Here is a 23,745-nt window from a genome sequence, read left to right on the forward strand (position 1 = left end):
GAAAGAGCCAACCGCTTTGATCTGGACGACGTTATCGCCGTCTGCGCTGTTTATTTTATTACTTACTTCCCGAGAAACGACCACCCTAGTTACTCACGACTACATAGCCTCAGCCTCATGGTTCTACGCATACATTTCATCAAGCGTTGCCATGTTCGGCCTGAGTCTTTATCTCATTGGAAGAAGAGAAAGCGGGTTCGTCAGGTCTTTCATATACCAAAGACAGTCGCTCACTCTATTTCTTACTTCGCACTTACTGAGTTACTCCTTTACAGGCCTGATTCACTTCACCACTTTTTATCTAATCACAAGACCTCTATATGGTGCTTACGCCATGGACGAATACCTCCACTTGATAGCTTGCGCATATATAAGCTATCTGTATTTTTCCTGTGCCGGCCTAGCCATTTCGCTGCTACCCATAAAATTCACAACTGCCAATACGCTATTCTCAATAATCTCTTTCGCAATGCTTTCACTGGGATACATGGGGGCGACGTATGTCAACTCCTCTGTCTCGGGACTGAAAAGCTCCAACCCATTAGTACTGAGCACCAAAATATTTCTCGGAGAAATTCCGTTAGCGCACAGTGCCAGCATTGCTTTTGCACTACTGTCCATCTGTATTTTTTTCACTCATCGCTACTTCAGGATACAACCTATTTGGAGCAGATATTAGATGAACCTATTACGTATTTCTGACGTCAGTTTTGAAGCCAATAACAAAACACTATTCAAACATGTAAACTTCAACGCCAAAAAAGGTGAAACTATCGGACTACTGGGTCCAAACGGCGCCGGAAAAACAACATTGATGGACCTGATTTGCAATATTAAGCAGCCACACATGGGCGTCATTAGCAATGCCGCATTACGCCCAATTTATTTATCTCAAACACTTTCTGCTCCCCCATCTTTAAGGATGGGGGACATTCATACTCTGATCACAAATCTGAGCAGCTCAACCCCTCCAAGCAAGACAGAAACGCTTAACAAGCTGAAGCACTGGTCGCCGACGCTTCATGAACGCTACTCAACCATCTGGATGAAAAAACCTTCGATTTGTAGTTACGGTGAAATACGCAGTTTCTTTACCCTTAGCTTGCTGTCCATGGACAGCGATCTGCTGATACTGGATGAGCCTACTGCAGGTGTAGACCCGGAGTTTCGCCACTACATTTGGTTGGGCATCCAGAATGCTTGTAAAGAAGGTGCTACCGTCATTGTGTCCTCTCACTACATCCAAGAGATCATCAATCATTGCCATCGCTTCTACATGCTGGCAAGACAACAACTGGAGCCGTTCGCTAACGCAGATGACTTTTTAAATCGCCATCACGCCAGCACGCTGGACGAGGCCTTTATCAAGGCCTCGTCGATCAGCTAGGTGTGTAGGTACAAACGCATTTCCAAATTTCAGCGTCTGTATCGTTAAGACATACAGCAAGCCTGCACCCATAGGTGTCATAAGCTCTGTGTGAGCAGCCTTGCTGTATGGCGAATCTTCTATTTCGCAAGTTTGTTGTAACTGGTCATCAGGTTGCGATAGTCCGGTATGTGGTTGGAGAACAGCGTGCCCAGCCCTTCGATGTCGTTGCGCCAGTCGCGGTGCAGCTCGCAGGCCACGCCGAACCAGGTCATCAACTGGGCGCCGGCCGCTTCCATGCGGCGCCAGGCCGAGTCGCGGGTCAGTTCGTTGAAGGTGCCGGAGGCGTCGGTGACGACGAACACGTCGAAACCTTCTTCGAGCGCCGACAGCGCGGGGAAGGCCACACAAACCTCGGTCACCACCCCGGCGATGAGCAGTTGCTTCTTGCCGGTCGCTTTCACGGCCTTGACGAAGTCTTCGTTGTCCCAGGCATTGATGTTGCCGGGGCGTGCGATGTACGGGGCGTCGGGGAACTGCTCTTTCAACTCGGGCACCAACGGGCCGTTGGGGCCGGTTTCGAAGCTGGTGGTGAGGATGGTTGGCAGCTTGAAGTACTTGGCCAGGTCCGACAGGGCCAGCACATTGTTCTTGAAACGGTCAGGGTCGATGTCGCGAACCAGCGACAGCAGGCCGGTCTGGTGGTCGACCAGCAGGACAGCGGCATTGTTCTTGTCCAGACGCTTGTATTGGAAGGCCATGGCGGAACTCCTTGCTTCTGTGCGTGGGAGTTTCAGCGTAGGCAAGGATGGGGGGGTGGGATGACCGCCAGTCGGGTGGAATCGGCAGGTACTGTAATCGACTCAAGATCTGCGCGGCCATTCTGGGAGTTGGCTTGCCGACGATGCAGGCAACGCGATGTATGGCACCGGCTTCGCCGGTGATCGCCGGCAAGCCGGCTCCCACATGGACCGCGCAGATCTTGAGGTCACTGCAGTACCTGTAGGAGCCGGCTTGCCGGCGATGAGGCCGGTACAGGCAACACAAGACAGTTGCCCCACATGGACCGCGCCAACCTCTAGATCGCACCAGTGCGGCACTCAATACTCGCGGCGCTTGCGGAACGCCCAGCGACCAACCAGCACGGTGAACGTCGCCACCAGCGCCACCAGCACCCAGAAGCCATGCGGGTCGTCGGCCAGGGGCACGCCGCCGACGTTCATCCCGAAGAAGCCGGCGATGATGTTGATGGGCAACGCTAGCACGGTAACCACGGTCAGGGTGAACAGGGTGCGGTTGGTCTGTTCGTTGAGCTTGGCGGCGATCTCTTCCTGCAAAAGTTTGATCCGCTCGCCCAGCGCCGTGAGGTCGCTGATCACCAGGGTGAATTCCTCGGTCGCCGCACGCAGCTGGCGCATGTCCTGCTCACGCAACCACTCCGGGGGCCGATTCAGCAGGCGCAGCAGTGCGCCGGGCTCCAGCGCCAGCAACCGCTGCAGACGCACCAGTACCCGACGCATGCTACTCAGCTCGGCACGGTTGTCGCTCAAGCGCTGGGACAGCAGCTGGTCTTCGATGCGATCGACGCTGGTGGTGGTCTCGCGCACAATCTGGGTCAGCACGTCGCCCTGGTCGCGCAACAGGTGCACCAGCAACTCGATGGGCGAATGGAAACGCTCGCCCCGTTTGACCGATGAACGCAGCTTGTCCACCGAGTGCAGTGGCTGCAGGCGCGCACTGACCAACAGGCGGCTGCTGGCGCAGGCCCACATTGTGGAAATATCTGACGACACCAGGCCGAAGTTGAATACCACATCGTTGACCACCGCCAGCAACGCCGAGTCGGCATGTTCGATACGCGTGGAGCGCGAGCCTTCGCGCAGGGTTTCGAAAAAGGCGTCTGGCAAGGCCAAGTGAGTACGTAACCAACGCTCACAAGCGGCATGGGCGAGGTTCAAATGAAGCCAAAGAAACTGGTCAGGATCCGCGGGTTCGTTAAGCAGGCGCAAGGCCTGGGCCGAGTCGATCTCGCGGCCGGGCTGGCCTTCGCGGAAGACAAAGCCGTAGAGAAGACCAAACAGGTCTTGATCGTGCTGAGCGTGTAGTGCGGTATGAGCCATTCGCGCTCGCAATGAAGCTTGAGACGGATGACTGAAATGTTGCACTGCAAGATGACTGTTCGATGACAACGCCTGCATGAGCTGATCGGCTGCGCAGAACTCGGGGTCAAGAAAAACCGCTTCACTTCACAAATTCCTGAACTAATTATTTCCCCAGCGATTTTTCCCACCGCCCACCCCCACCAGAATCGCATCACCACAATCACAAAAACCGTGAGGCCACTCCCGTGGACCAGACACTCCAGGTACGGCAGGCCGCTGCCGACCTCGTTGCCGCCTTCGCCAGCAACGACACCGCCCGCTACTTCGCCTGCTTCAGCGAAGACGCCACCTTCCTCTTCCACACCTTGGCGCAGCCGCTGTTGTCCCGTCGCGCCTATGAAGACCTCTGGGCTCAATGGCAAGCCGAGGGCTTTGCCGTGCTGGCGTGCCAGTCGAGCAATGTCCACGTGAGCCTGCAAGGCGATGTGGCGGTGTTCATGCATGATGTCGCCACGCATATCCGCATGGCCGGTGAAGAGCACCAGTTGGCCGAGCGCGAAACCATCGTGTTCCGCCGCGAAAGCGAACGCTGGTTGGCCTGCCACGAGCACCTGTCCGTCGTCACGGGCGCCTGAATCACACTTTTACGCGGCCTTGCCGCCCTGCCATCGCACCCACAAGAGGGTCCGCGCACCGCGCCGACCTACAACAACCGCGCTGGAGCATCACCATGAGCCACTCGACCGGTATCGAGACCAATGGCGTCGAACAGATCCCCAACGATCAACGCGACGCTTCCCCACTGGACCTGTTCCGCCTGATTTTCGGCGGCGCCAACACGTTCGCCACCGCCGTACTAGGCAGCTTCCCGGTGCTGTTCGGGCTGTCGTTCCAGGCCGGGGTCTGGGCGATTCTGCTGGGCGTCGGCGTCGGGGCGCTGATCCTCGCACCCATGGGCCTGTTCGGCGCGCTCAACGGCACCAACAATGCGGTGTCGTCGGGCGCGCACTTCGGCGTGCACGGGCGCATCGTCGGTTCGTTCCTCTCGCTGCTCACGGCGGTCGCGTTCTTCTCGCTGTCGGTGTGGAGTTCCGGTGACGCCCTGGTGGGTGGCGCCAAACGCCTGGTCGGGTTGCCGGAGACCGACCTCACCCTGGGCCTGGCCTACGGCTTGTTCGCCGTGCTGGTGCTGGTGGTGTGCATCTTCGGTTTCCGCTTCATGCTGTGGGTGAACAAGATCGCCGTGTGGGCGTCGAGCCTGCTGTTCCTGCTGGGTATCTTCGCCTTCGCCGGGCCGTTCGACGCGGGCTTTGCCGGTACCGTCAACCTTGGCCAGGCCGGTTTCTGGGCAGCCTTCGTCGGCGCGGCGATTCTGGCCATGAGCAACCCGGTGTCGTTCGGCGCCTTCCTGGGCGACTGGTCGCGCTACATCCCGCGCGAAACGCCCAAGGCACGCATCATGCTGGCGGTCATCGCTGCCCAGGTCGCAACACTGATCCCGTTCCTGTTCGGCCTGTGCACCGCCACCCTGGTAGCCAGCCAGGCGCCGGACTACATCGCTGCCAACAACTACGTCGGCGGCCTGCTGGCGATCTCGCCCAGCTGGTTCTTCCTGCCGGTGTGCCTGATTGCCGTGATCGGCGGCATGTCCACTGGCACCACCGCGCTGTACGGCACCGGCCTGGACATGTCCAGCGTGTTCCCGCGCCTGCTCAGCCGCGCCGCTGCGACACTGCTGATCGGTGTTCTGGCGATCGGTTTCATCTTCATCGGCCGCTTCACCTTCAACCTGGTGCAGAGCGTGTCGACCTTCGCCGTGCTGATCATCACCTGCACCAGCCCCTGGATGGTGATCATGATCCTCGGCCTGATCACCCGCCGCGGCTTCTACCACGCCGATGACCTGCAGGTGTTCACCCGCGGCCAACGTGGCGGCCACTACTGGTTCCTGCACGGCTGGAACTGGCGTGGCATGGGTGCATGGATCCCAAGCGCGGCGGTGGGCCTGTGCTTCGTCAACCTGCCTGGTCAGTTCGTTGGCCCGCTGGGCGACCTGGCCGGCGGCATCGACCTGAGCCTGCCAGTCACCCTGGGCCTGGCCGGCGTGCTGTACCTCATTCTGCTCAACCTGTTCCCTGAACCTGCAGGCGTGTACGGCCCGAATGGCCCACGCTGGGTGCGCTGCAAAAGCGCCCCGCACCTGCCCGTAACCACTGCCGAAATGGCCTGACCGGAGTCCGACCATGACCCATTCCCACTACATCGCTGGCCGCTGGGTCGAAGGCCAGGGCAGCGACTGCATCACCGTCAACGACCCTTCGCTCGGCCAGCCGTTCGCCGAGTTGATGGCGGCCAGCGTGGCCCAGGTCGACCAGGCGGTGGCAGCCGCCCGCCAGGCCCTGCCTGCCTGGAAAAGCGTCAATGCCAGCGCGCGCGCGGCCTACCTGCGCGGCTTTGCCGAGCAGCTCGGCCAACGCCGTGAAGAACTGATCGGCTTGCAGATGCGCAACAACGGCAAGCCACGTCACGAGGCCGAAATCGATCTGGACGACGCCGTGGCCACCTTCGCCTACTACGCCGACCTCGCCGAGCAGTTGCCGGAAAAGAACCGCGACGTGCCCCTGGCCGCGCCCGGCTTCACCGCCCGCACGCGCCTGGAGCCGGTGGGCGTGGTGGGCCTGATCGTGCCGTGGAACTTCCCCTTGGTGACCAGCGCCTGGAAGCTCGCCCCGGCCCTGGCCGCTGGCTGCACCGTGGTGCTCAAGCCTTCGGAGGTAACGCCGCTGATCGAACAGGCCTACGGCCAGATCGCCGATACCCTGGGCCTGCCTGCCGGTGTACTGAACATCGTCAACGGCAAGGCCGAAACCGGCGCCGCCTTAAGCGGCCACAACGGCCTGGACAAGCTGTCGTTCACCGGCAGCAACAGTGTCGGCAGCCAAGTGATGCGCAGTGCTTCGGCGCAGTGCCGGCCGGTGACCCTGGAGCTGGGTGGCAAGTCGGCCATCGTGGTGTTCGATGATTGCGATGTCGACCAGGCGGTGGAATGGATCGTCGCCGGCATTACCTGGAATGCCGGGCAGATGTGTTCGGCCACTTCGCGCTTGCTGGTGCAGGACGGTATCGCCGATGCGCTGCTGCCGCGTCTGCAGCAAGCCTTGGAAAAACTGCGCGTCGGCAACCCGCTGACCGAAGAAGTGGACATGGGTCCGCTGACCAGCCAGGCGCAATGGCTGAAAGTGGCCAGCTACTTCGCCACGGCGCGCGAAGAAGGTTTGCAGTGCCTGGCTGGCGGCAAGGCACTGGATCGCGACGGTTGGTTCGTGAGCCCCACGCTGTACACCGAGGTGCCGACGGACAGCCGCCTGTGGACCGAGGAAATCTTTGGCCCAGTGCTTTGTGCACGCCGTTTCTCGACTGAAGCGCAAGCGATTGCCGAAGCCAACGACAGCCGTTTTGGCCTGGTCGCTACCGTGTGCTCCGCCGACCTGGAACGCGCCGAGCGCGTGGCCGATGCGCTGGAAGTCGGGCATGTGTGGATCAACTCGGTGCAGGCAGTGTTCGTCGAGACGTCCTGGGGTGGCACCAAGGGCAGCGGGATCGGCCGGGAGCTTGGGCCTTGGGGGTTGTCAGGGTATCTGTCGGTCAAGCATGTGACGCGCTGCCTGGGTTGATCAAGGCAAGGGGCCGCTACGCGGCCCAATCGCCGGCAAGCCGGCTCCCACAAGAACCGCGCTGCCCTTGAAATCACTGCAATACCTTTAGGGGCCGGCTTGCCGGCGAACAGGCCGGCAAAAGCGACACATCACCGAAGAGACATCATCATCGTTTTTGGCGAAAGCTCTGGACACAGCCGGAAGCCTGCATACTTGGCATAGAACTGCTCCAGCCGCTCGGTGAGCGGATGAACGATCATTGCAACGCAACCGACCATTTCCGACGCCACCAGCGACCTCTCGATCGCGTCTTGCAACAGGTCTGTTGCCACCCCCTGCCCGGCAGCTTGCCGGGTAACGCCCATGCGCCCAAGTATGATCACAGGCAGGTCATCGGGGGCATTACGGCGCAGCCTTGCCGGTACGCCATGAGCGCGAGCCACCGACCCATTCGATAATGTGTAGAAGCCGGCAACGCTATTGCTGCCCTTGAAGCAGGTGACATACACCACAGCGTGCTTGCCTTGCTGAGCCTTCAGGGCCTTTTCCCACAGATAACTGTTGATCGACGCCTCGCCACAGTCGAAACAGCTCAAGTCGTGAGACATGTTCAGTATCTGCGGAGCGCTCAACTCCAGCGCTTGGGCCTTGCCAACAGCTTCTTCACGCATTCGTTACTCCTGATGGGATTGTCTTCCAGTGCTTGCGTGAACGTGTCGAAGGCTTGGTCATCGAGCAGGAACAAACGTCGCTCCATCAGCACTTCCTCGGCACGTTTGCACGCAGCTTCCAGCACAAAACTCGTGCGATCTCCCCCGACGATTTCCACGGCTGCGTCGATCAGGTCCCGCCGGTGCTCGGCGACCCGCATGTTCAATGGAACCGCTTTGCTGCGATCCCTTGACGGCACTGCACTCATTGATGACTCCTCGCCCGTTCCACGCGGGCAATTGAATCGACCCATTCTGTCGACATGCCAAGAGGCTACAAAACTGTAACGCATATGTATAGCTGTAAATCCATCTGCGTTACGAACGGTCGCATCTTTACCGATCAGAGGTTGTGCACGTGACTTTCCAACCCTGCGGCAAAGTCCCACTCCCTGGTACCCCCACAATCACAACACCAGGCCGGACCACCCATGCACCCTCAACGCGCCACCTTGCACAACGAACTGCACGCTCGTCCGTCGCTGTATTTCGACGAGCCGGCCCATGTCTTCCACCTGGCCGTGCTCGGCGGCGATGAGGCCTGCGCCGCGCTGTTGCGCCGTTGCTGCCCGCACGCCAGCGACACCGAAGCAGCCCAGGGCATCACACGCCTGGACGGCCACCCGTTCAAATGGGAACGGCACGCCGAGTTCTTCACCCTGACCCTGGTGGTGCCTTGCGCGTCGGCGAACACCGACTGGAAAACCCTGCCAGCGGCACTGGCCGAAGCCATCGCTCCACATGCCGACAAGGTCATCAACTCCGTGCAAGTGCTGGTACGCGACGACAACGACCTCGACCTGCCGCGCTATGGCTTCAAGGACCCTGCCGGCTCCTGCGTCGGCGGTGGCGATGCGGTGGTGTGGAGCGATTTTCGCCTGACCGAGGACGGCACCAACCGCTTCCTGTTCATCAACCGCCGGCTCAATGCTTACCGCCAGGGGCGAATGATCCGTCGCCTGCTGGAGATCGAGACGTACCGCATGATGGCGTCATTGACCCTGACCACGGCCAAGGCCCTGGGCCAGGAACTGGATGCATTCGACAAAACCCTGGTGAGCCTGTCCGAACGCAGCGCCAGTGGCGACCAACGTGACTCCAAGTCATTGCTCGATGCCATCGCCCACCTGTCACGCCAGGTGGTCAGCCGCACGGTGAAGAACCGCCACCGCTTCGGCGCCACCCAGGCCTACGCGCAACTGGTGTTCGAACGCCTGGGCGAATTGCGCGAAACCCATGTGGGTGACTGCCAACGGCTGGGGGTGTTCATCGAACGCCGCTTCAAGCCGACCGTGCGTTACTGCGCGGCGACCGAGCAACGCCTGGAACAACTGGCCAAGAACGTCGCCAACCTGGGCGATTTGCTGCAAGCGCGAGTACAGGTGGAAATGGAAGAGCAGAACGCCGAGATTCTGCGCAGCCTCAATGCCCGGGCTGATGCCCAGGTAAAGATTCAGCGGGCGGTGGAGGGGCTGTCGATCATCGCCATCACCTACTACCTGCTGAACCTGTTCAAGCTGCTGTATGGCGGGCTGAATGTGCTGGGCGCCGGGTTGACGGCGCGGGAGGCGCTGCTGGGCATGGCGCCTCCGGCATTGTTGGTGCTGCTGGTGATTCTGATGAGAATCAGGCGGGCCAAGCAGCATTGAATTCAATGACTTCAGCGCCGGCTCCAACAGGTACTGCAAAGTCAGCGCGGTCCATGTGGGAGCAACAGTCTTGTGTTGGCTGTACCGGCGTCATCGCCGGCAAGCCGGCTCCTACAGGAACTGCAGTGATCTCAAGATCGTCGCGGTCCATGTGGGAGCTGGCTTGCCGGCGATTGGGCCGCGTAGCGGCCCCAGCCCTCACACCGACTCGTCAGCCGGACGCGCCCCTTCCTGCACCAGCACCATGCTCTGCGGCGAAGACAGGGGAATCCCCTCGTCACGCAAGCGGCCAAGGATGGTGAACAGCAGATCACTGCGCGTACCGGACACCTGCCGCGGCCCCGCCACATAGCCACTGACCGCGATCACCATACCGCTGGCGGTAAGGTCCTTGAAGGTCACCGAGCTGGCCGGCGCATCCAGAATCGCCTCATGCTCGTGATAAGCCGCCAGCAACAGCTCGCGCACGTGGCTGGCATCGGTTTCCAGCGGCAGGGTCAGGGTGATGCCGACCACACCCAAGGCATTGCCCATGGTCACGTTGCGCACGTTCTGCGAAATGAACTGCGAGTTGGGCACGATCACCGTGGAACGGTCAGACATCTGGATCTCGGTGGCGCGCACGTTGATGCGGCGGATATCACCCTCGACCCCGGCCAGGCTGACCCAGTCCCCCACCTTGACCGGGCGCTCGGTGAGCAGGATCAGGCCTGAGATGAAGTTCTGCACGATCTGCTGCAAGCCGAAACCGATACCGACCGACAAGGCACTGACCACCCAGGTCAGGCTGGTCAGGTTGATACGCAGGGTCGACATCACCAGCATGGCCAGGAACAGGAAGCCCAGGTAACCGACCAAGGTCACCAGGGATGCGCGCATGCCGGCGTCCATGTCGGTTTCCGGCAACAGGCGCTCGCTCAGCCAGCGTTTGACCACCCGAATAGCGAACAGGCCGCCGAAGAACATCACCAACGCCAGCAGGATGTCCTGCGGCACGATGTTCAGGTTGCCCAGCACCTTGCCGCCCGTGCCGTCCCAGTCGCCCAGGCTCATCAGCAGCTCGCCCGGGCTGGTCCCAGACGGCATCAGCGCCAGCAACAACGCCAGGAACAGCAGCGCCGTGCGGCCGATACCGGCCAGCACCGTGCTGGCCTGGGCCTGGTGACGCGGCGCCAGGCCCAGCGCCGAGGCCAGGGCCAGGCCGCCTGGCTGGCGTGGCGACAGCAAGGTTTCGCAGAGGTCACCCAGGAAGGTGGTCAGCAGGTAAGCGCAGGTGGCCACCACGCTGATCCACAGCAACTTGGCCGTAAGGAAGTAGGCCAGGGTCAGGTAGCCTGCGAGCAGCGTCAGCAGAATCAGACCGACCCACACCACGATCACGAACGGAATCAGCCCGGCCAGGCCCGTCGGGCGCTCCAGCTTGTGCGTGCGCAGGGTGCGACGGTAACGCAGCAGCGCTGCCGAGAAGATCAACGCCACCACCAGCGCAGTCAGGCCATTGGTGGCCACGGTCAGCGCCAGGCTGGAGCCGATCACACTGTTGATGCGCTCCTGGGTCAACAGCACCATCAGTGCCAAGGCCAGCAGCTTGGGGAACCAACCCAGGGCACTGGCAACTTCGTCGTGAATCGGCGGCAAGCGCCAGGAGGGGCGTTGCAGCATCAGCATGGCGCGGCCCAGCCCTGAAATGAAGGCGCTGAACACCACCAGAGTGAGAATGTGATTGGTCAGGCTGGCCAGGTCCGAGCCCAGCTCGGCACTGCTTTCCAGGCCCCAGCGCAGTAGCGAGACGGAACCGGCGATGGTGCCGAGGGTGGCCAGACTCACGCTCAAGGCCAGTGCACTGCGACGCAGGCGACCTTCAGGCAACCAACGGACCATGGCATCGGCAAGCAGACGCTCGATCAATCGACGAACCAGCGTCCAGACCAGAATCGCGGCCACCAGGCTGGTGATGAACAACCAGCGGTGGTCGGCACTGAATGCACTGGCCACTGCGTCGGACGCTTCGCTACGCAGGTCACGCAGGCGCAGCACATCCTCTTCGGTGGGGCGGATCAGCGTTTGCCAGAAGGCCGGGCTCAGTGGGCTGGCGGCGCGGCTGGTGACCTGCGAGTTGAACTGGCTGCGACGCAGGTTGACGATTTGCGTGGACAGGTCACGGGCCGACTGGGTCAGCTTGGTGGCCTGCTCCTGCTCGGCCAGCACTGCCTTGTGTTCGGCTTCAAGCTGCTTGCGCTGTTGGGTCAGGCTCTGGGCTTCGTCGGGTTGCACGGGGCCGATGACCTTGAGCTGATCATCCAGCTTCTGCACATCGGCGGTCCGTTGCGAGCTCAGCGCATCGGCCTGACGCTGCACCTGGATGGCGGCTTGGCGCAACTGCGACAGCAGGTCATCGTTGGCATTGCTGGTCACGCCCTGGCGAATGAAATCGAGCCGTTCGTTCAACTGTTCAAGGCTGGCGTCTTCCGCCAGCACAGGCAATTCGCCTGCAGCCAGGTTCGAAACCGGCGTGGCCGGTGCCGACCAGGCCGGGGTGGCCAGCGCCATCATCAGGGCAAGTACGCCCAGGCAATAACGGGCAAGGCTGACACGCCTCATCGAAAATTCCTCTTCACAACGCAATTTGGCGGGGAATTCTACGCTGCTCGAGGCAATCAGGAGAGTGCCGTTTCTCGCTCCAATAGTTGAACCTTGCGCTCGACCCCCCAACGGTAACCGCTGATATCACCGTCGCGGCGCACCACCCGGTGGCACGGAATGGCCACTGCAATGTGGTTGGCCGCGCAGGCTTGGGCCACCGCGCGCACGGCCTTGGGCGCGCCAATGCGTTCGGCGATGTCGGTGTAGCTGACCCGGCTGCCCGCCGGAACTTCGCGCAGGGCCTGCCAGACCCGTTCCTGAAAAGCCGTGCCCTGGACGTCCAGGGGTAACGCCAGGCCCAGGGCGGGGGCTTCGACAAATCCGACCACTTCAGCGACCAGACGCTCGAATTCAGCGTCGCCCCCCACCAGGTGGGCCTTGGGGAATTGGTCTTGCAGGTCTTGCAGCAGCGCCTCAGGGTCATCGCCCAACAGAATCGCGCAAATACCCTTCTCGCTCTGCGCCACCAGAATCGCCCCCAGCGAACACTCCCCCACTGCAAAGCGGATGGTCGCGCCCGCACCACCAGCCTTGTAGGCCTTGGGCAGCATGCCAAGGCGCTGGCCGGCGCTTTCGTAGAAGCGGCTGTTGGAGTTGTAGCCGGCCTGGTAAATGGCCTCGGTCACCGAGCGTTGCTCATCACCCAGCTGTTCGCGCAGCGCACGGGCACGGTACGCCGAGGAATAGGCCTTGGGGGTAAGGCCGGTCTCGGCCTTGAACAGGCGATGCAGGTGAAACGGGCTGACGGCCAGTTGCGCAGCGAGTTGGTCGAGGTTGGCTGCACTGTCACCGGCCTCGATCAGGCGGCAAGCTTGGGCAACCAGACGGGTGCGACGGGCCACGGTGCGGGTGTTGTCGGCTGAGCAGCGACGACAAGCCCGGTAGCCGGCGGCTTCAGCAGCAGCGGCATCGTTGAAGAACTCGACGTTCTCACGCTTGGCCATGCGCGACTTGCAGCCAGGTCGGCAGTACACCTTGGTGGTGCGCACGGCGTAGACGAAATGCTCGGCGGCGTTGCTGTCGCGGCTTTGTACGGCCTGCCAGCGTTGGGTATCAGTGGTGTAAGGGTTCATGGTTACCTCTGTCAGTTCCTGCCTTATCGCCGCGGTTCGTCGCCACGGCAAGCCAGCGCCCACAGGCACAGCGATGACCTTGAGGTCGACGCGCCCCATGTGGGAGCCGGCTTGCCGGCGATACAGGCGACGCGGTGTCTGGCACCGGCTTCGCCGGTGATCGCCGGCAAGCCGGCTCCCACATTTTCCCTACTGACTCAGGAGTTGCGCATCGCTCCATGAGAGCCGGCTCGTTGTGGCGACGAACCATGACGATGGGCTTTCATGCCCGCCACAGGTACCACGACGCCACCGTCCGATAGGGGCTCCAGCCACCGCCAAGCGAACGCAGCTGTGCGGGGGTCGGTGCTTTTTCCAGACCTTTGAGCCGACGGTACCCCTCGCGCACGCCGAAGTCGTCCACCGGCAGGATGTCCGAGCGCTCCAGGCAATAGATCAGCAACATTTCCACCGTCCAGCGCCCCACGCCGCGCAAGGCGACCAGCCGCTCGATCAACACCTCATCCGCCAAGCTCAGCGCTTCCTGTCGGCTGGGTATCACGCCCTCCAGGCTGGCCTGCGCGATGCCATGAATGGTCGCCAGCTTGCTGGCGGAAAAACCGCACGCACGCATGGTTTCAGGCGTGGTCGCCAACAATTGCGCCGGCTCAGGAAACGCCACGTCGGGAAACAACGCGAGCAACCGCGCAAGAATCGCTTCGGCAGCGCGGGCATGCAGCTGCTGGTAGGCAATGGCCCGTACCAACGCCTCGTAGGGCTCGCGCTCGGGCGTGGCCTGGTGCAGGCACGGCCCGGTCGCGGCAATATGTCGCGCCCAGTCAGGGTCGAGCGCGGCCAGGTAGTCGGTGGCCTCGCGGAAGGCTTCAGGCGAAAGATCGGCCAGGATCATCAGGGGCTCCAGAGGGTCCAGTGCAGGTCCAGCTTAGTTCAACCGTTCATCGGGGAAACGCCGGATCTTGCGCGGCTAATTCTTGGCATACCATTGCCCCGCGCCCGGCTCCCCGCATAGAATTGAGAACTATTAACAATCGCATGCACTTCACGGAACCAGGCCTTCGTCACGATGCAGATGAACGACACGCTCAAGCCGACCGAGGTCGCTCAACTGTATCAGTCCCACCATGCCTGGCTTCGCGGTTGGTTGCGCAACCGGGTTGGTTGCCATGAGCACGCCGCCGACCTGGCTCAGGACACCTTCGTGCGCCTGCTGCGTGCCCGCCAGGTTTCACCGCTGAAGGAACCCCGCGCCTACCTCAGCAGTATCGCCCGCGGCCTGATGATCGACCAGTTCCGCCGCCGCGCCCTGGAACGGGCCTACATGGAAAGCCTGGGCAACCTGCCAGAAGCTGAAGTACCCAGCGAAGAACACCGGCTCGTCATCCTCGATACCCTCGAACGCCTCGACCGCGCCCTGCACCAGCTCAAACCCCGAGCTCGGCAGGCCTTTCTGCTGGCTCAGCTCGATGGCCTGAGCATCACCCAGATCGCCCTGCGCCTTGACGTATCGCGCGCCACCATCGAACGCGACCTGGCCACGGCCCTGGGCGTCTGCTACCGGTTACGCTATGCCGACCTCTGACAACGCCCCGGCTCAGGCCCAGGTCGACCAGGCCATCGATTGGCTGGTGCGACTGCGCTTCGACACGCCCTCCCCGCGCACCCGGCAGCAATTCGAGCAGTGGCTGGCCAGCCACCCGCACAACGAGCGCGCCTGGGAGCGGGTGAGCAACCTCAGCGACGAGCTGGCCGGCCTGCCCAGCGAGCTGAGCCGCCGAACCCTGGAGGGCCGCCAGCGTCAGCGCACCAGCCGCCGCGACCATCTCAAGCTTTTGGGCGTGCTGGCGGTGGGTGGCAGCCTGGGCTGGGCGGCCCATGAACCGCTGGGCTTGCCGGCACTGCTGGCCGACACACACACCGGCACCGGCGAACGCCGCCAACTGCAAGGCAGCGACGGCAGCCGTATTCAGCTCAACACCGCCAGCGCCATCGACCTGCGCTACAGCAGCACACAGCGCGAGCTGAGGCTGGTGCGCGGCGAAGTCAGCCTGGCTTGCAACGCCGATGACAATCGCCCGTACCAGCTCGACACCCATGTCGGCGCCTTGAGCACCCGCGACGGGCACCTGTTGCTGCGCGAGAACGGCCAGGGCCTGCTGCTGGCGGTGCGCAGCGGCGAAGTCACGCTGTTCCCGTCTTCGAGCGCAGCGCGCCGGGTTGAGCCTGGCGAGGTGCTGCAAGTGTCCCCCGCTGGCAGCTACCACCCCGCGACCCTGCACGCCGACCCATGGGGCTGGACCGATGGCGTGCTCAGCGTGCAGCAGATGCCGCTTGGCGAGTTCGTCGCCGAACTGTCGCGTTATCGCCCGGGAGTGCTGCGCTGTGCACCGGAAGTGGCAGGCCTGAAAGTGTCCGGCACCTACCAGCTGGCGGACACCGAGCAAATCCTGCTGTTGCTGGCGCGCAGCCTGCCGGTGCGGGTCGACTACCGCACCCGCTACTGGGTCAGCATCGGCGCCGTTTGAATACCCTCAGTCCGCAACCGCCCGCAACTTGCCCACCCGCCGATACGACTGCCGGGCAAAGCACACGAACAGCCCGGCCATCAGCGCCAGCGCCATCGGCAAGCCGTGCGGCGCCACATCCATGGCCGCGCCACTGACCAACGGCCCAACCAGGCTGCCAACACCCCACAGCAAGCCCACGCTGGCATTGGCCGTTACCAGGTCCTGCCCCTTGAAGCGCTGCCCGATCAGCACCAGTGCCAGGGTATAGATGCCCCCCGCCACCGCGCCCAGCACCACCAGCAGCGGCCACAGCAACCAGGTCATCTGCAGCAACCACGGCAGCGCGATACCGATCGACATCGCCACCAATCCGCACACCAGATGCAGCCCGGTACGCTCGACCCGGTCGGCCAGCCAGCCCAGCGGCAGCTGGAAGACCATGTCGCCGGCGAACACCACCGTGACCATCAGCGCCGCCACGCCCACGGCAAAACCATGGCTGGTGGCATACACCGGCAGCAGCGACAGCACCACGGCATCGAAGAACGAGAAGAACAGCACCGCCACGCACAGGGCCGGCGCAACGCGGAAGAACCCCGCCAAACCGAAGCTTTTCTCACCCTCGTCGCCATGTTCGACATGGTCGTTGGGCACGGTGAACAGAATGCACAGCAAGGCCAGGCCATAACAGGCGGTGACCACACCGGTGATCCACGGGCTGTTGGCACCGATGACCGCCAGCATCGCCGGGCCCAGCACCTGAAAACCGGTGAAGCTGGTGGCGTACAGGGCCATGATCTTGCCGCGGTTGTGGTCCGGGCACAGTTCGTTGACCCACGATTCGCCCAGGATGATCGCGATGCCCATGCCGACGCCCAGCGCCAGGCGCAGCAACGCCAGTTGCCACATTGACGCGAAGGCAGGTTCGAGCAAGGCGATGCTGACCGCGCACAGGCTGAAGCACAGCAGGTAGATGGTGCGCCGGGTCAGCAGCCGGCAGCAGGCATCGACCATGAAGGCCGAGAGCATCATGCCTGCGGCGGGAATGGCCGAGATGATGCCGATTTCCAGTGTTCCGGCACCTGCCTCATGCAGACGCAACGACACCAGCGGCAGGCTGGCCCCCAGGCTGAAGCCCACCACCGAAACGGCGAACAACAGGCCCACCAGCAAACGCATGTTCATGTACCACTCCTAGCAAACCGAAAAGACGCGCAAACGCAGGCGCCCAGGCGCACACCGGGACGGTGGACGGCGCAGGGGCGCGGGTCAGTTCAGGGCAAGGTGTGGCGAGAAGGTGAAGGCGAACAGCACACTGCGCCGACGCTTGAGTACCGTATCGCTCGGCCACGCGCGACGCATGGCCTGGAGGGCAGGCTGGCGGGCGTGAGGGAGGCTTTGGGTACGGCGCATTGCTTTGACTACTACGCAGGTGTGTCGAAAAAAGAGGCGGCACTCTAGGCCAAGGCAGGCTTGGTCGTCAAATGTCGGCAAGCCAGCTCCCACAGGTACTGCAATGATCTCAAGATCTGCGCGGTCCATGTGGGAGCCGGCTTGCCGGCGATTGGGCTGCCAAGCAGCCCCAATACTCTCAACGCTTACCGGTATTCGGCAAAAACACCGCCAACAACCCAAACAACGGCAGGTACGAGCAAACGCCATACACATACTCGATACCACGCAAGTCCGCCACATACCCCAGCAGCGCCGCGCCAATGCCGCCAAAGCCGAACATCAGCCCGAAGAACACCCCGGCGATCATGCCCACGCTGCCCGGCACCAGTTCCTGCGCATACACCACAATGGCCGAGAACGCCGACGCCAGGATGAAGCCGATCACCACGCTCAGCACCGTGGTCCAGAACAGGTCCGCATAGGGCAGCGCCAGGGTGAACGGCGCCACACCAAGAATCGAGAACCAGATCACCGCCTTGCGCCCGATACGGTCGCCGATCGGCCCGCCAAAGAAGGTGCCGGCGGCCACGGCGCCAAGGAGCAGGAACAGATGCAGTTGCGAGCTGGCCACCGACAGGTCGAACTTCTCGATCAGGTAGAAGGTGAAGTAACTGGTGAAGCTGGCCATGTAGAAGTACTTGGAGAACACCAGCAGGCCGAGCACGATCAACGCCGCGATCACCCGCTGGCGCGAGATGCCATGGGTCGCCTGCACCGCCTTGCGCGCCTTGGCCTGGTTGAGATGCTCCTTGTACCAACGACGCAGCATCAAGGTGACCGCGAAGAAGAACAGCCCCGCCAGGCCGAACCAGGCAACGTGGCTCTGGCCGAAGGGAATCACGATGGCCGCCGCCAGCAACGGGCCGAATGCCGAGCCTGCGTTGCCACCGACCTGGAAGGTCGACTGGGCCAGGCCAAAACGCCCGCCCGAGGCCAAGCGAGCGATTCGCGAAGTTTCCGGGTGGAAGGTCGACGAGCCGATACCCACCAGCGCCGAAGCCAGCAGAATCATCGGGAAGCTGCCGACGAACGCCAGCATGACGATGCCCACCAAGGTACACACCGTGCCCATCGGCAACAGGTTTGGCGTCGGCCTGCGGTCGGTGAAGAAACCAACCCAAGGTTGCAGCAACGACGCGGTGATCTGGAACGTCAGGGTGATCAGGCCGATCTGGGCAAAGCTCAGGTTGTAGTTGGCCTTGAGCATCGGGTAGATCGCCGGCAACACCGACTGGATCAAGTCGTTGATCAGGTGCGCCAGGGCGCAGAAGGCGATGATGCGCATCACCAGCGGGTTGGCTTGGGTAGCCGAGCCGCTGGCTGAGGCGGTTGGGGCACTGCTGGTGGCCATGAACTGGTGTCTCCGTCGGCAGGTTGGGATCCGATTATCGGAAAACAAATAGATACATAGCTACCTTTTTATCACCTTGTCGCCATGTACTTGTAAATGGTTCTCAATATATTTAGTATCCTCAGCCTACATTCCCGTTGTCGCTGGGCGAAACCGCCCTCTTCACGAGCTGACCGACACCATGAGCCCCATGCCCGCCCAGCAGATCCAGCCCGATGCCCAGCAAGAAGCGCTGGAGTGGTTCTCGCGCATGCGCCAGCCGGGCTGTGACGATGTCGAACGCCGCGCCTTCGCGATCTGGTGCCAGGACCCGCTCAACGCCCATGCCTACGCTGAACTCGAAGCCTTCTGGCAGCAGTTGCAACCGCCGCCGGCACGTCCACGCCCGCAACAGGTAAAGCCCCGCCGTAGTCACTTGGGCAAAGTCATGGCGTTGCTGTTCCTGTTGCTGCTCGGTGCGTTGGTGTACCTGTATTGGCCGCTGATGCAACGCTGGGGCAGCGAATTGCACACTGAGGTCGGCGAACGCCGCAGTGTGCGCCTGGCCGATGGCTCGACTCTGCACCTGGATAGCGCCAGTGCGATGAACGTCGACCTGCGCAGCCGCACCCGCCAACTGCATCTGGTGCAGGGCCAGGTCTACCTTGAAGTGATGCTCGATGGCCGGGCCATGGAGTTGCAGGTCGACGACGCACGCATCCAGGTGTACGGCAGCCGCCTGATGGTTGCGCGCCATGCAGACCACGACGAGCTGGTGGTGATCAACGGCAAGGCCCTGGTCATTCAGGGTGGGGATCAACGCATGGTCTCGGCGGGCGAGCGCGTGACCTTCAACGAAGCACGCATAGATGCCGTGCAGAAAATCGACATCAACCGCGCCTCGGCCTGGCGTAACGGTGACTTGCGCGTTACCGACATGCCACTTGGCCAGGTTCTGGAACGCCTGGCCGGCTACCAGGGCAAACGGGTCTGGCTGATGGATCAGCAGACCGCCTATCGGCATGTCAGTGGTGACTTCAGCCTCGACCGGGCTGGTGAAAGCCTGGATAAACTTGCCACCGAGCAGCAATTGAAGCTCAACGGCCTGCTTGGCCACTGGCTTATCGTCCGCTGAAACCGGGCTTTGCGGCTAAGTTTTTGAAAGCGTGCAAATTTTTTTTGAAATGAGTGTTGACACAGGGTCATCACAAGGGAATAATGCGCGCCATCGGCTACATAGCTCAGTTGGTTAGAGCATAGCATTCATAATGCTGGGGTCCGGGGTTCAAGTCCCTGTGTAGCCACCAAACAAGTCAAAGGGCTTACCGCAAGGTAGGCCCTTTTTCTTTGCCTGCAATAAATACCCTCTCAGCGCACACCGCTAATGGCAACCGCCAATCCCAGCCCGATCAGCGCCACACCTATCAGTCGGTCGACCACCCGCTGACGCTCGATCATCGCCCTGCGCAAGCTCGCACTGGAAAAGAATACCGCCACCAGGCTGAACCAGGCCCAGTGGGCGAACGACATGAATGCGCCATAGGCGAAATCCAGCAGCAGTGGGCTGCCCGGCTGCACGACCTGGGTGTAGGCGCTGATCACGAACAGCATGGTCTTGGGGTTGAAGGCATTGGTCAGGAAACCCGTGCGCAGTGCCTGCAACACGCCGGCACGGGTGCCATCGCCTTCGAGGCGGATACGGCGGGTGTTGATCAACGACTGGTAACCCAGATAGATCAAGTACCCCGCCCCCAGCACCTTCATGCCCACAAACAACGTTGGGCTGTGGCTGATGATCACCGCGATGCCCAGCACCGTGTACAACACATGTACCTGCACGCCCAGGGCAATGCCCACTGCAGCGGCCAGCCCCGCCTTGCGGCCTTGTGCATAACTGCTTCGGGTGACCATGGCGAAATCGGCACCGGGACTGATGACGGCGAGAAGGGTAAACAGTGCTACAGCGATGAGTTCGGTCACGGGAAGGCTCTCGATAGACGATGGAATTGCACAGATGCGCGAATTATCGATGGCCTGTTAACCGCGAAAAATCGATTTATAGTAGGGCTTATCTGTCAGTTTTTTTCACAAAGGTGTATTGCCAGTACCGGCCTCATCGCCGGCAAGCCGGCTCCCACATGGACCGCGCAGACCTTGAGATCACTGCCGTACCTGTGGGAGCTGGCTTGCCAGCGATGAGGCCGGCACAGGCAGCGCAATACAGTTGCTCCCACATGGACCGCGCAGATTGGACTGCCCCCAAGAAGTTGGACACAAATCCAACCCTTGGGGGATCTATGGGCAAGTACACCGAGCAGTTCAAGCTCGCTGCAATCACGACCTACCTAACTGGCAGTGATGGTTTCCGAAAGGTGGCCAGGCATTTCGGGCTCGATGTCAGTCTGTTGAGACGGTGGGTGGCGAGCCATCAGGCCAGTGCAGGTCTTGGCCCGCGATCACACGGACAGCGCTACAGCGATGACTTCAAGCGGCAGGTGTTGCAGTACATGCTGGAGCATCGGCTTTCGATGCGCCAAACGGCGGCACATTTTGGTTTAGGGCAATCTTCTCAGGTAGGCATCTGGCAGCGGCAATACTACAGTGGCAGCCCTACCGTCCTGACAGCTATTCAACAGAGAAAGCCGACCAACGTGGCCAAGAGAATCAAGCCAGCCAAACCCACGGACTCCAACGACACGGAGAAATCCCGAGAACAGCTGATGGCTGAACTCGAATACCTGCGCATGGAGAACGCTGTCCTAAAGGAGCTCAAAGCGCTGCGAGAGGAAAAGGAGCGAACACGGGCGAAAAAGCCCTGATTGTCTCCCAACTCAAACGCAGATTTCCGTTACCAGACCTTCTGGAATTAGTAGGCCTGGCGCGCAGCACGTTCTATTACCAGATCAAAAGCCAGCAGAAGCCGGACAAGCATGCCGCGCTCAACGAGTTGGTGCAGCGCGTTTATCACAAGGAGAGGGGGCTGTACGGCTATCGGCGTGTGGCGTTGGCGATCAGAAGCCAAGGGACCCTGGTCAACAAAAAAGTTATCGAACGGCTAATGGCTCGGCTCGGCCTGAAATCTGTGGTGCGCCCGAAAAAATACCGCTCCTACCGGGGGTGCGTCGGCAAAGTGGCCAAGAATCTGCTGGAACGCAATTTCATCGCTCAGCGACCTAACCAGAAATGGGTAACCGATGTCACTGAGTTCAAGGTAGCTCAGCAAAAGCTCTATCTGTCGCCAGTGTTGGACTTGTACAACGGAGAAATCATTGCCTATGAAACGGCCAGCCGGCCCAGCTATAGCTTGGTTGGAAATATGTTGGAGAAAGCTCTCAATCGCTTGGGAGAAAAGCCCAAGCTAGTGATCCACTCTGATCAAGGCTGGCACTACCAGCAAGCTCAATACCGCCACAAGCTCAATGAACGTGGCGTAAAGCAAAGCATGTCTCGCAAGGGCAATTGCCTGGACAATGCAGCTATGGAAAGCTTCTTCGGCACACTCAAGGCTGAATTTTTTTATCTGAAGCGATTTGAGAGTGTTGAGGAGCTGAAGGCAGGTCTGGAAGAGTACATCCATTACTACAACCATGACCGGATCAAACTGAAGCTCAATGGCCTGAGCCCTGTCGATTACAGGACTCAGGTCACTGGCTGAAACTGTCCAACTTTTGGGGGGCAGTCCAGATCTTGAGATCACTGCAGTACCTGTGGGAGCTGGCTTGCCGGCGATGAGGCCGGTACAGACAAGACGACAAACATGAAACTGCCGCCACTCAACACATTGCGCTACTTCGACATCGCCGCCGAAACGGAAAACTTCGTACGCGCTGCCGAACGCCTGCACGTCACCCACGGCGCCGTCAGCCGCCAGGTGCGCCTGCTGGAAGAAAGCCTTGGCGTAGAGCTGTTCGAACGCCGCAACCGGGCCATCTTCCTCACGCCCGCAGGCCGCGAGCTGCATGGCACCACCCAGGCCATCTTCGAACAGCTCGAACATGCACTGCAGCGCCTGCAGCAGGAAGACAACAACGTACTGGTACTTTCCTGCGAACCCACCATCGCCATGCGCTGGCTGATCCCGCGCTTACCACGCTTTCACGCCGCCCACCCCGACCTGCAACTCCACCTGGTCGCAGCCGGTGGCCCGCTGGATTTCGACCGCAGCGGCATCGACCTGGCATTGCGCCGTGACGACTTCCACTGGGAGCACGCGCTGCATAGCGTGAAAATCTGTGATGAGTGGATCGGCCCGGTAGGCCGCCCCACCGCTACCGAAAGCCAGCGTCTTCTGCACAGCAGCACTCGCCCTGGCGCCTGGCCAACCTGGCTGCGCCTGAGCGGCCGGCCAATCAGGCACACCGAACGCAGCGACTACGAACATTTCTACCTGTCGATCCAGGCCGCCAGCGCAGGCTTGGGCCTGGCCATCGCTTCAGCCCTGATGGTGCGTGACGAGCTCGACAGCGGACAGCTGAAAGCCCCCTTTGGCTTTCTGCGCGACGGCTCTGCCTACCACCTGCTCAGCCCACATCCGCTCGACGATGGCGGCAAACGCCAACGTTTCGCGCAATGGGTGATCGACGAGTGCCATGGCTGCCTGACTCAATTGGGCTTGGTGCAGAACGACGAACCGGCACGACCATCTCCACCCCAAGTGCGGTAGCCAGCGGTATCGATGTGAATACGCCCGGTCGGATAACGCCCCAGCCCCATGTTCCAGCTCTGACCGTGCTGTTGCCAGAAACGGCATAGCGGTTGAGGGTCGGCCCAGCGCGGCAACAGGACATCGACCGCGAAAGCACGGGTATGCGCACTGCCCACGGCGCCGCCCGCGCAGGCGTTCAGGCTTGGGTCCCGGTAGGCCGAGACCACCTCGTACTGGCGCAGGATGCCCTGCTGATCGAGTGTCTTGAGTAACGACAGAGTGGAGCGCACAGCCGGCCAGTTGCTGGCTGGCGGTACCGCAAAAGGCGATGCCCGGCACATACGCCAATCCGAGGCCGAACGCAGCAACTGGGCGATCGGGACGACGCCGTACAAGCGGGCGTCCACCAGCATCTCGCGAAACGGCCGAGTCTGATGGTCCCCGGCCCACTGGGCGAACATCCACAGGTCGCGCTCATCGGCCTGGCTGGCGCTGGCAATGGTTGCCACGGCCGCCACCAGCACCCACTTCATGCTTTTCATTCCCACCCCCTCACTGGCAAGCCGACCCCCATCGTGGGAGCTGGCGCCAGCCTGCGATGGGCTGCAAAGC

Annotated in this window: 22 protein-coding genes and 1 tRNA gene; 11 read left to right on the forward strand and 12 right to left on the reverse strand. The window is 61.6% G+C overall.

Annotated features, from left to right (window positions below; all coding sequences use genetic code 11):
* Positions 1–679 precede the first annotated feature (679 nt).
* Complete coding sequence (locus PspTeo4_RS17250) at positions 680–1,387, forward strand: ATP-binding cassette domain-containing protein (RefSeq protein WP_322365117.1); 708 nt, start codon at positions 680–682, stop codon at positions 1,385–1,387.
* A 119-nt stretch (positions 1,388–1,506) separates the two neighbouring features.
* Here the strand turns inward: PspTeo4_RS17250 and ycaC are convergent, their stop codons facing one another.
* Together ycaC and PspTeo4_RS17260 are read right to left on the reverse strand one after the other, a co-directional pair.
* Entirely contained in the window at positions 1,507–2,127 is a 621-nt protein-coding gene (gene ycaC, locus PspTeo4_RS17255; RefSeq protein WP_322365118.1) for an isochorismate family cysteine hydrolase YcaC, read from the reverse strand.
* Positions 2,128–2,466: 339 nt separating this feature from the next.
* Positions 2,467–3,486, reverse strand: a complete 1,020-nt coding sequence (locus PspTeo4_RS17260; protein ID WP_322365119.1) for a transporter — start codon at positions 3,484–3,486, stop codon at positions 2,467–2,469.
* Between the two features lie 227 nt (positions 3,487–3,713).
* Here PspTeo4_RS17260 and PspTeo4_RS17265 point away from each other — a divergent pair, with 227 nt between their 5' ends.
* The 3 genes from PspTeo4_RS17265 to PspTeo4_RS17275 all read left to right on the forward strand — a co-directional run bounded on the left by PspTeo4_RS17265 (position 3,714) and on the right by PspTeo4_RS17275 (position 7,142).
* Positions 3,714–4,103: a YybH family protein gene (locus PspTeo4_RS17265; protein ID WP_322365120.1), complete on the forward strand. Its 390-nt coding sequence runs from the start codon at positions 3,714–3,716 to the stop codon at positions 4,101–4,103.
* A gap of 95 nt (positions 4,104–4,198) precedes the next feature.
* The gene (locus PspTeo4_RS17270; RefSeq protein WP_322365121.1) at positions 4,199–5,698 is read left to right on the forward strand and encodes a purine-cytosine permease family protein; all 1,500 of its coding nucleotides are present in this window, start codon (positions 4,199–4,201) and stop codon (positions 5,696–5,698) included.
* Positions 5,699–5,711: 13 nt separating this feature from the next.
* Complete coding sequence (locus PspTeo4_RS17275; RefSeq protein WP_322365122.1) at positions 5,712–7,142, forward strand: aldehyde dehydrogenase family protein; 1,431 nt, start codon at positions 5,712–5,714, stop codon at positions 7,140–7,142.
* A 131-nt stretch (positions 7,143–7,273) separates the two neighbouring features.
* Here PspTeo4_RS17275 and PspTeo4_RS17280 read toward each other — a convergent pair whose 3' ends face one another.
* Complete coding sequence (locus PspTeo4_RS17280; protein ID WP_322365123.1) at positions 7,274–7,795, reverse strand: hypothetical protein; 522 nt, start codon at positions 7,793–7,795, stop codon at positions 7,274–7,276.
* A complete protein-coding gene (locus PspTeo4_RS17285) occupies positions 7,753–8,043 on the reverse strand; it encodes a DUF1778 domain-containing protein (protein WP_322365124.1) in 291 nt (96 codons plus the stop codon). The genes PspTeo4_RS17280 and PspTeo4_RS17285 overlap by 43 nt, the downstream gene beginning before the upstream one ends.
* A 222-nt stretch (positions 8,044–8,265) precedes the next feature.
* Between PspTeo4_RS17285 and PspTeo4_RS17290 the strand changes: the two genes are divergently transcribed.
* Positions 8,266–9,483: a DUF3422 domain-containing protein gene (locus PspTeo4_RS17290; protein ID WP_322365125.1), complete on the forward strand. Its 1,218-nt coding sequence runs from the start codon at positions 8,266–8,268 to the stop codon at positions 9,481–9,483.
* Positions 9,484–9,681: 198 nt separating this feature from the next.
* On the opposite strand, the gene PspTeo4_RS17295 is transcribed toward PspTeo4_RS17290, so the two are convergent.
* The 3 genes from PspTeo4_RS17295 to PspTeo4_RS17305 all read right to left on the reverse strand — a co-directional run bounded on the left by PspTeo4_RS17295 (position 9,682) and on the right by PspTeo4_RS17305 (position 14,088).
* Complete coding sequence (locus tag PspTeo4_RS17295) at positions 9,682–12,084, reverse strand: DUF3772 domain-containing protein (protein WP_322365126.1); 2,403 nt, start codon at positions 12,082–12,084, stop codon at positions 9,682–9,684.
* A gap of 56 nt (positions 12,085–12,140) precedes the next feature.
* A complete protein-coding gene (gene ada / locus PspTeo4_RS17300; protein ID WP_322365127.1) occupies positions 12,141–13,199 on the reverse strand; it encodes a bifunctional DNA-binding transcriptional regulator/O6-methylguanine-DNA methyltransferase Ada in 1,059 nt (352 codons plus the stop codon).
* A gap of 262 nt (positions 13,200–13,461) precedes the next feature.
* Complete coding sequence (locus PspTeo4_RS17305) at positions 13,462–14,088, reverse strand: DNA-3-methyladenine glycosylase (protein ID WP_322365128.1); 627 nt, start codon at positions 14,086–14,088, stop codon at positions 13,462–13,464.
* Between the two features lie 174 nt (positions 14,089–14,262).
* Between PspTeo4_RS17305 and PspTeo4_RS17310 the strand changes: the two genes are divergently transcribed.
* Together PspTeo4_RS17310 and PspTeo4_RS17315 are read left to right on the forward strand one after the other, a co-directional pair.
* The gene (locus tag PspTeo4_RS17310; RefSeq protein WP_322365129.1) at positions 14,263–14,778 is read left to right on the forward strand and encodes a sigma-70 family RNA polymerase sigma factor; all 516 of its coding nucleotides are present in this window, start codon (positions 14,263–14,265) and stop codon (positions 14,776–14,778) included.
* Positions 14,765–15,721 carry a FecR domain-containing protein gene (locus tag PspTeo4_RS17315; protein WP_322365130.1) on the forward strand — a complete coding sequence of 319 codons (957 nt, stop codon included), beginning with the start codon at positions 14,765–14,767 and terminating at the stop codon, positions 15,719–15,721. The genes PspTeo4_RS17310 and PspTeo4_RS17315 overlap by 14 nt, the downstream gene beginning before the upstream one ends.
* A 6-nt stretch (positions 15,722–15,727) precedes the next feature.
* Here the strand turns inward: PspTeo4_RS17315 and PspTeo4_RS17320 are convergent, their stop codons facing one another.
* The 3 genes from PspTeo4_RS17320 to PspTeo4_RS17330 form a co-directional block, all read right to left on the reverse strand.
* Entirely contained in the window at positions 15,728–16,888 is a 1,161-nt protein-coding gene (locus PspTeo4_RS17320) for an MFS transporter (RefSeq protein WP_322365132.1), read from the reverse strand.
* An 84-nt stretch (positions 16,889–16,972) separates the two neighbouring features.
* Positions 16,973–17,116, reverse strand: a complete 144-nt coding sequence (locus PspTeo4_RS17325) for a hypothetical protein (RefSeq protein WP_176512188.1) — start codon at positions 17,114–17,116, stop codon at positions 16,973–16,975.
* A 178-nt stretch (positions 17,117–17,294) separates the two neighbouring features.
* On the reverse strand, positions 17,295–18,509 hold the full coding sequence (locus tag PspTeo4_RS17330; RefSeq protein WP_322365135.1) for an MFS transporter: 1,215 nt from the start codon (positions 18,507–18,509) through the stop codon (positions 17,295–17,297).
* A gap of 181 nt (positions 18,510–18,690) precedes the next feature.
* On the opposite strand from PspTeo4_RS17330, the gene PspTeo4_RS17335 reads away from it, so the two are divergent.
* Positions 18,691–19,623 (forward strand): FecR family protein, encoded by a 933-nt coding sequence (locus PspTeo4_RS17335; RefSeq protein ID WP_322365137.1) that lies wholly within the window; start codon positions 18,691–18,693, stop codon positions 19,621–19,623.
* A 95-nt stretch (positions 19,624–19,718) separates the two neighbouring features.
* Positions 19,719–19,795 (forward strand) — tRNA-Met (locus PspTeo4_RS17340).
* A gap of 61 nt (positions 19,796–19,856) precedes the next feature.
* Here the strand turns inward: PspTeo4_RS17340 and PspTeo4_RS17345 are convergent.
* Entirely contained in the window at positions 19,857–20,468 is a 612-nt protein-coding gene (locus PspTeo4_RS17345; protein WP_322365139.1) for a LysE family translocator, read from the reverse strand.
* A 317-nt stretch (positions 20,469–20,785) separates the two neighbouring features.
* Here PspTeo4_RS17345 and PspTeo4_RS17350 point away from each other — a divergent pair.
* A protein-coding gene (locus PspTeo4_RS17350) for an IS3 family transposase (RefSeq protein ID WP_322362364.1) occupies positions 20,786–22,143 on the forward strand; the annotation gives its coding sequence in 2 pieces (ribosomal slippage) (positions 20,786–21,254 and positions 21,254–22,143; 1,359 coding nt in all).
* A gap of 102 nt (positions 22,144–22,245) precedes the next feature.
* Complete coding sequence (locus PspTeo4_RS17355) at positions 22,246–23,151, forward strand: LysR family transcriptional regulator (protein WP_322365141.1); 906 nt, start codon at positions 22,246–22,248, stop codon at positions 23,149–23,151.
* Here the strand turns inward: PspTeo4_RS17355 and PspTeo4_RS17360 are convergent.
* A complete protein-coding gene (locus PspTeo4_RS17360) occupies positions 23,091–23,666 on the reverse strand; it encodes a D-Ala-D-Ala carboxypeptidase family metallohydrolase (RefSeq protein ID WP_322366882.1) in 576 nt (191 codons plus the stop codon). The genes PspTeo4_RS17355 and PspTeo4_RS17360 overlap by 61 nt on opposite strands.
* Positions 23,667–23,745: the final 79 nt, after the last annotated feature.

The organism is Pseudomonas sp. Teo4, from assembly GCF_034387475.1.
Taxonomy (GTDB): domain Bacteria; phylum Pseudomonadota; class Gammaproteobacteria; order Pseudomonadales; family Pseudomonadaceae; genus Aquipseudomonas.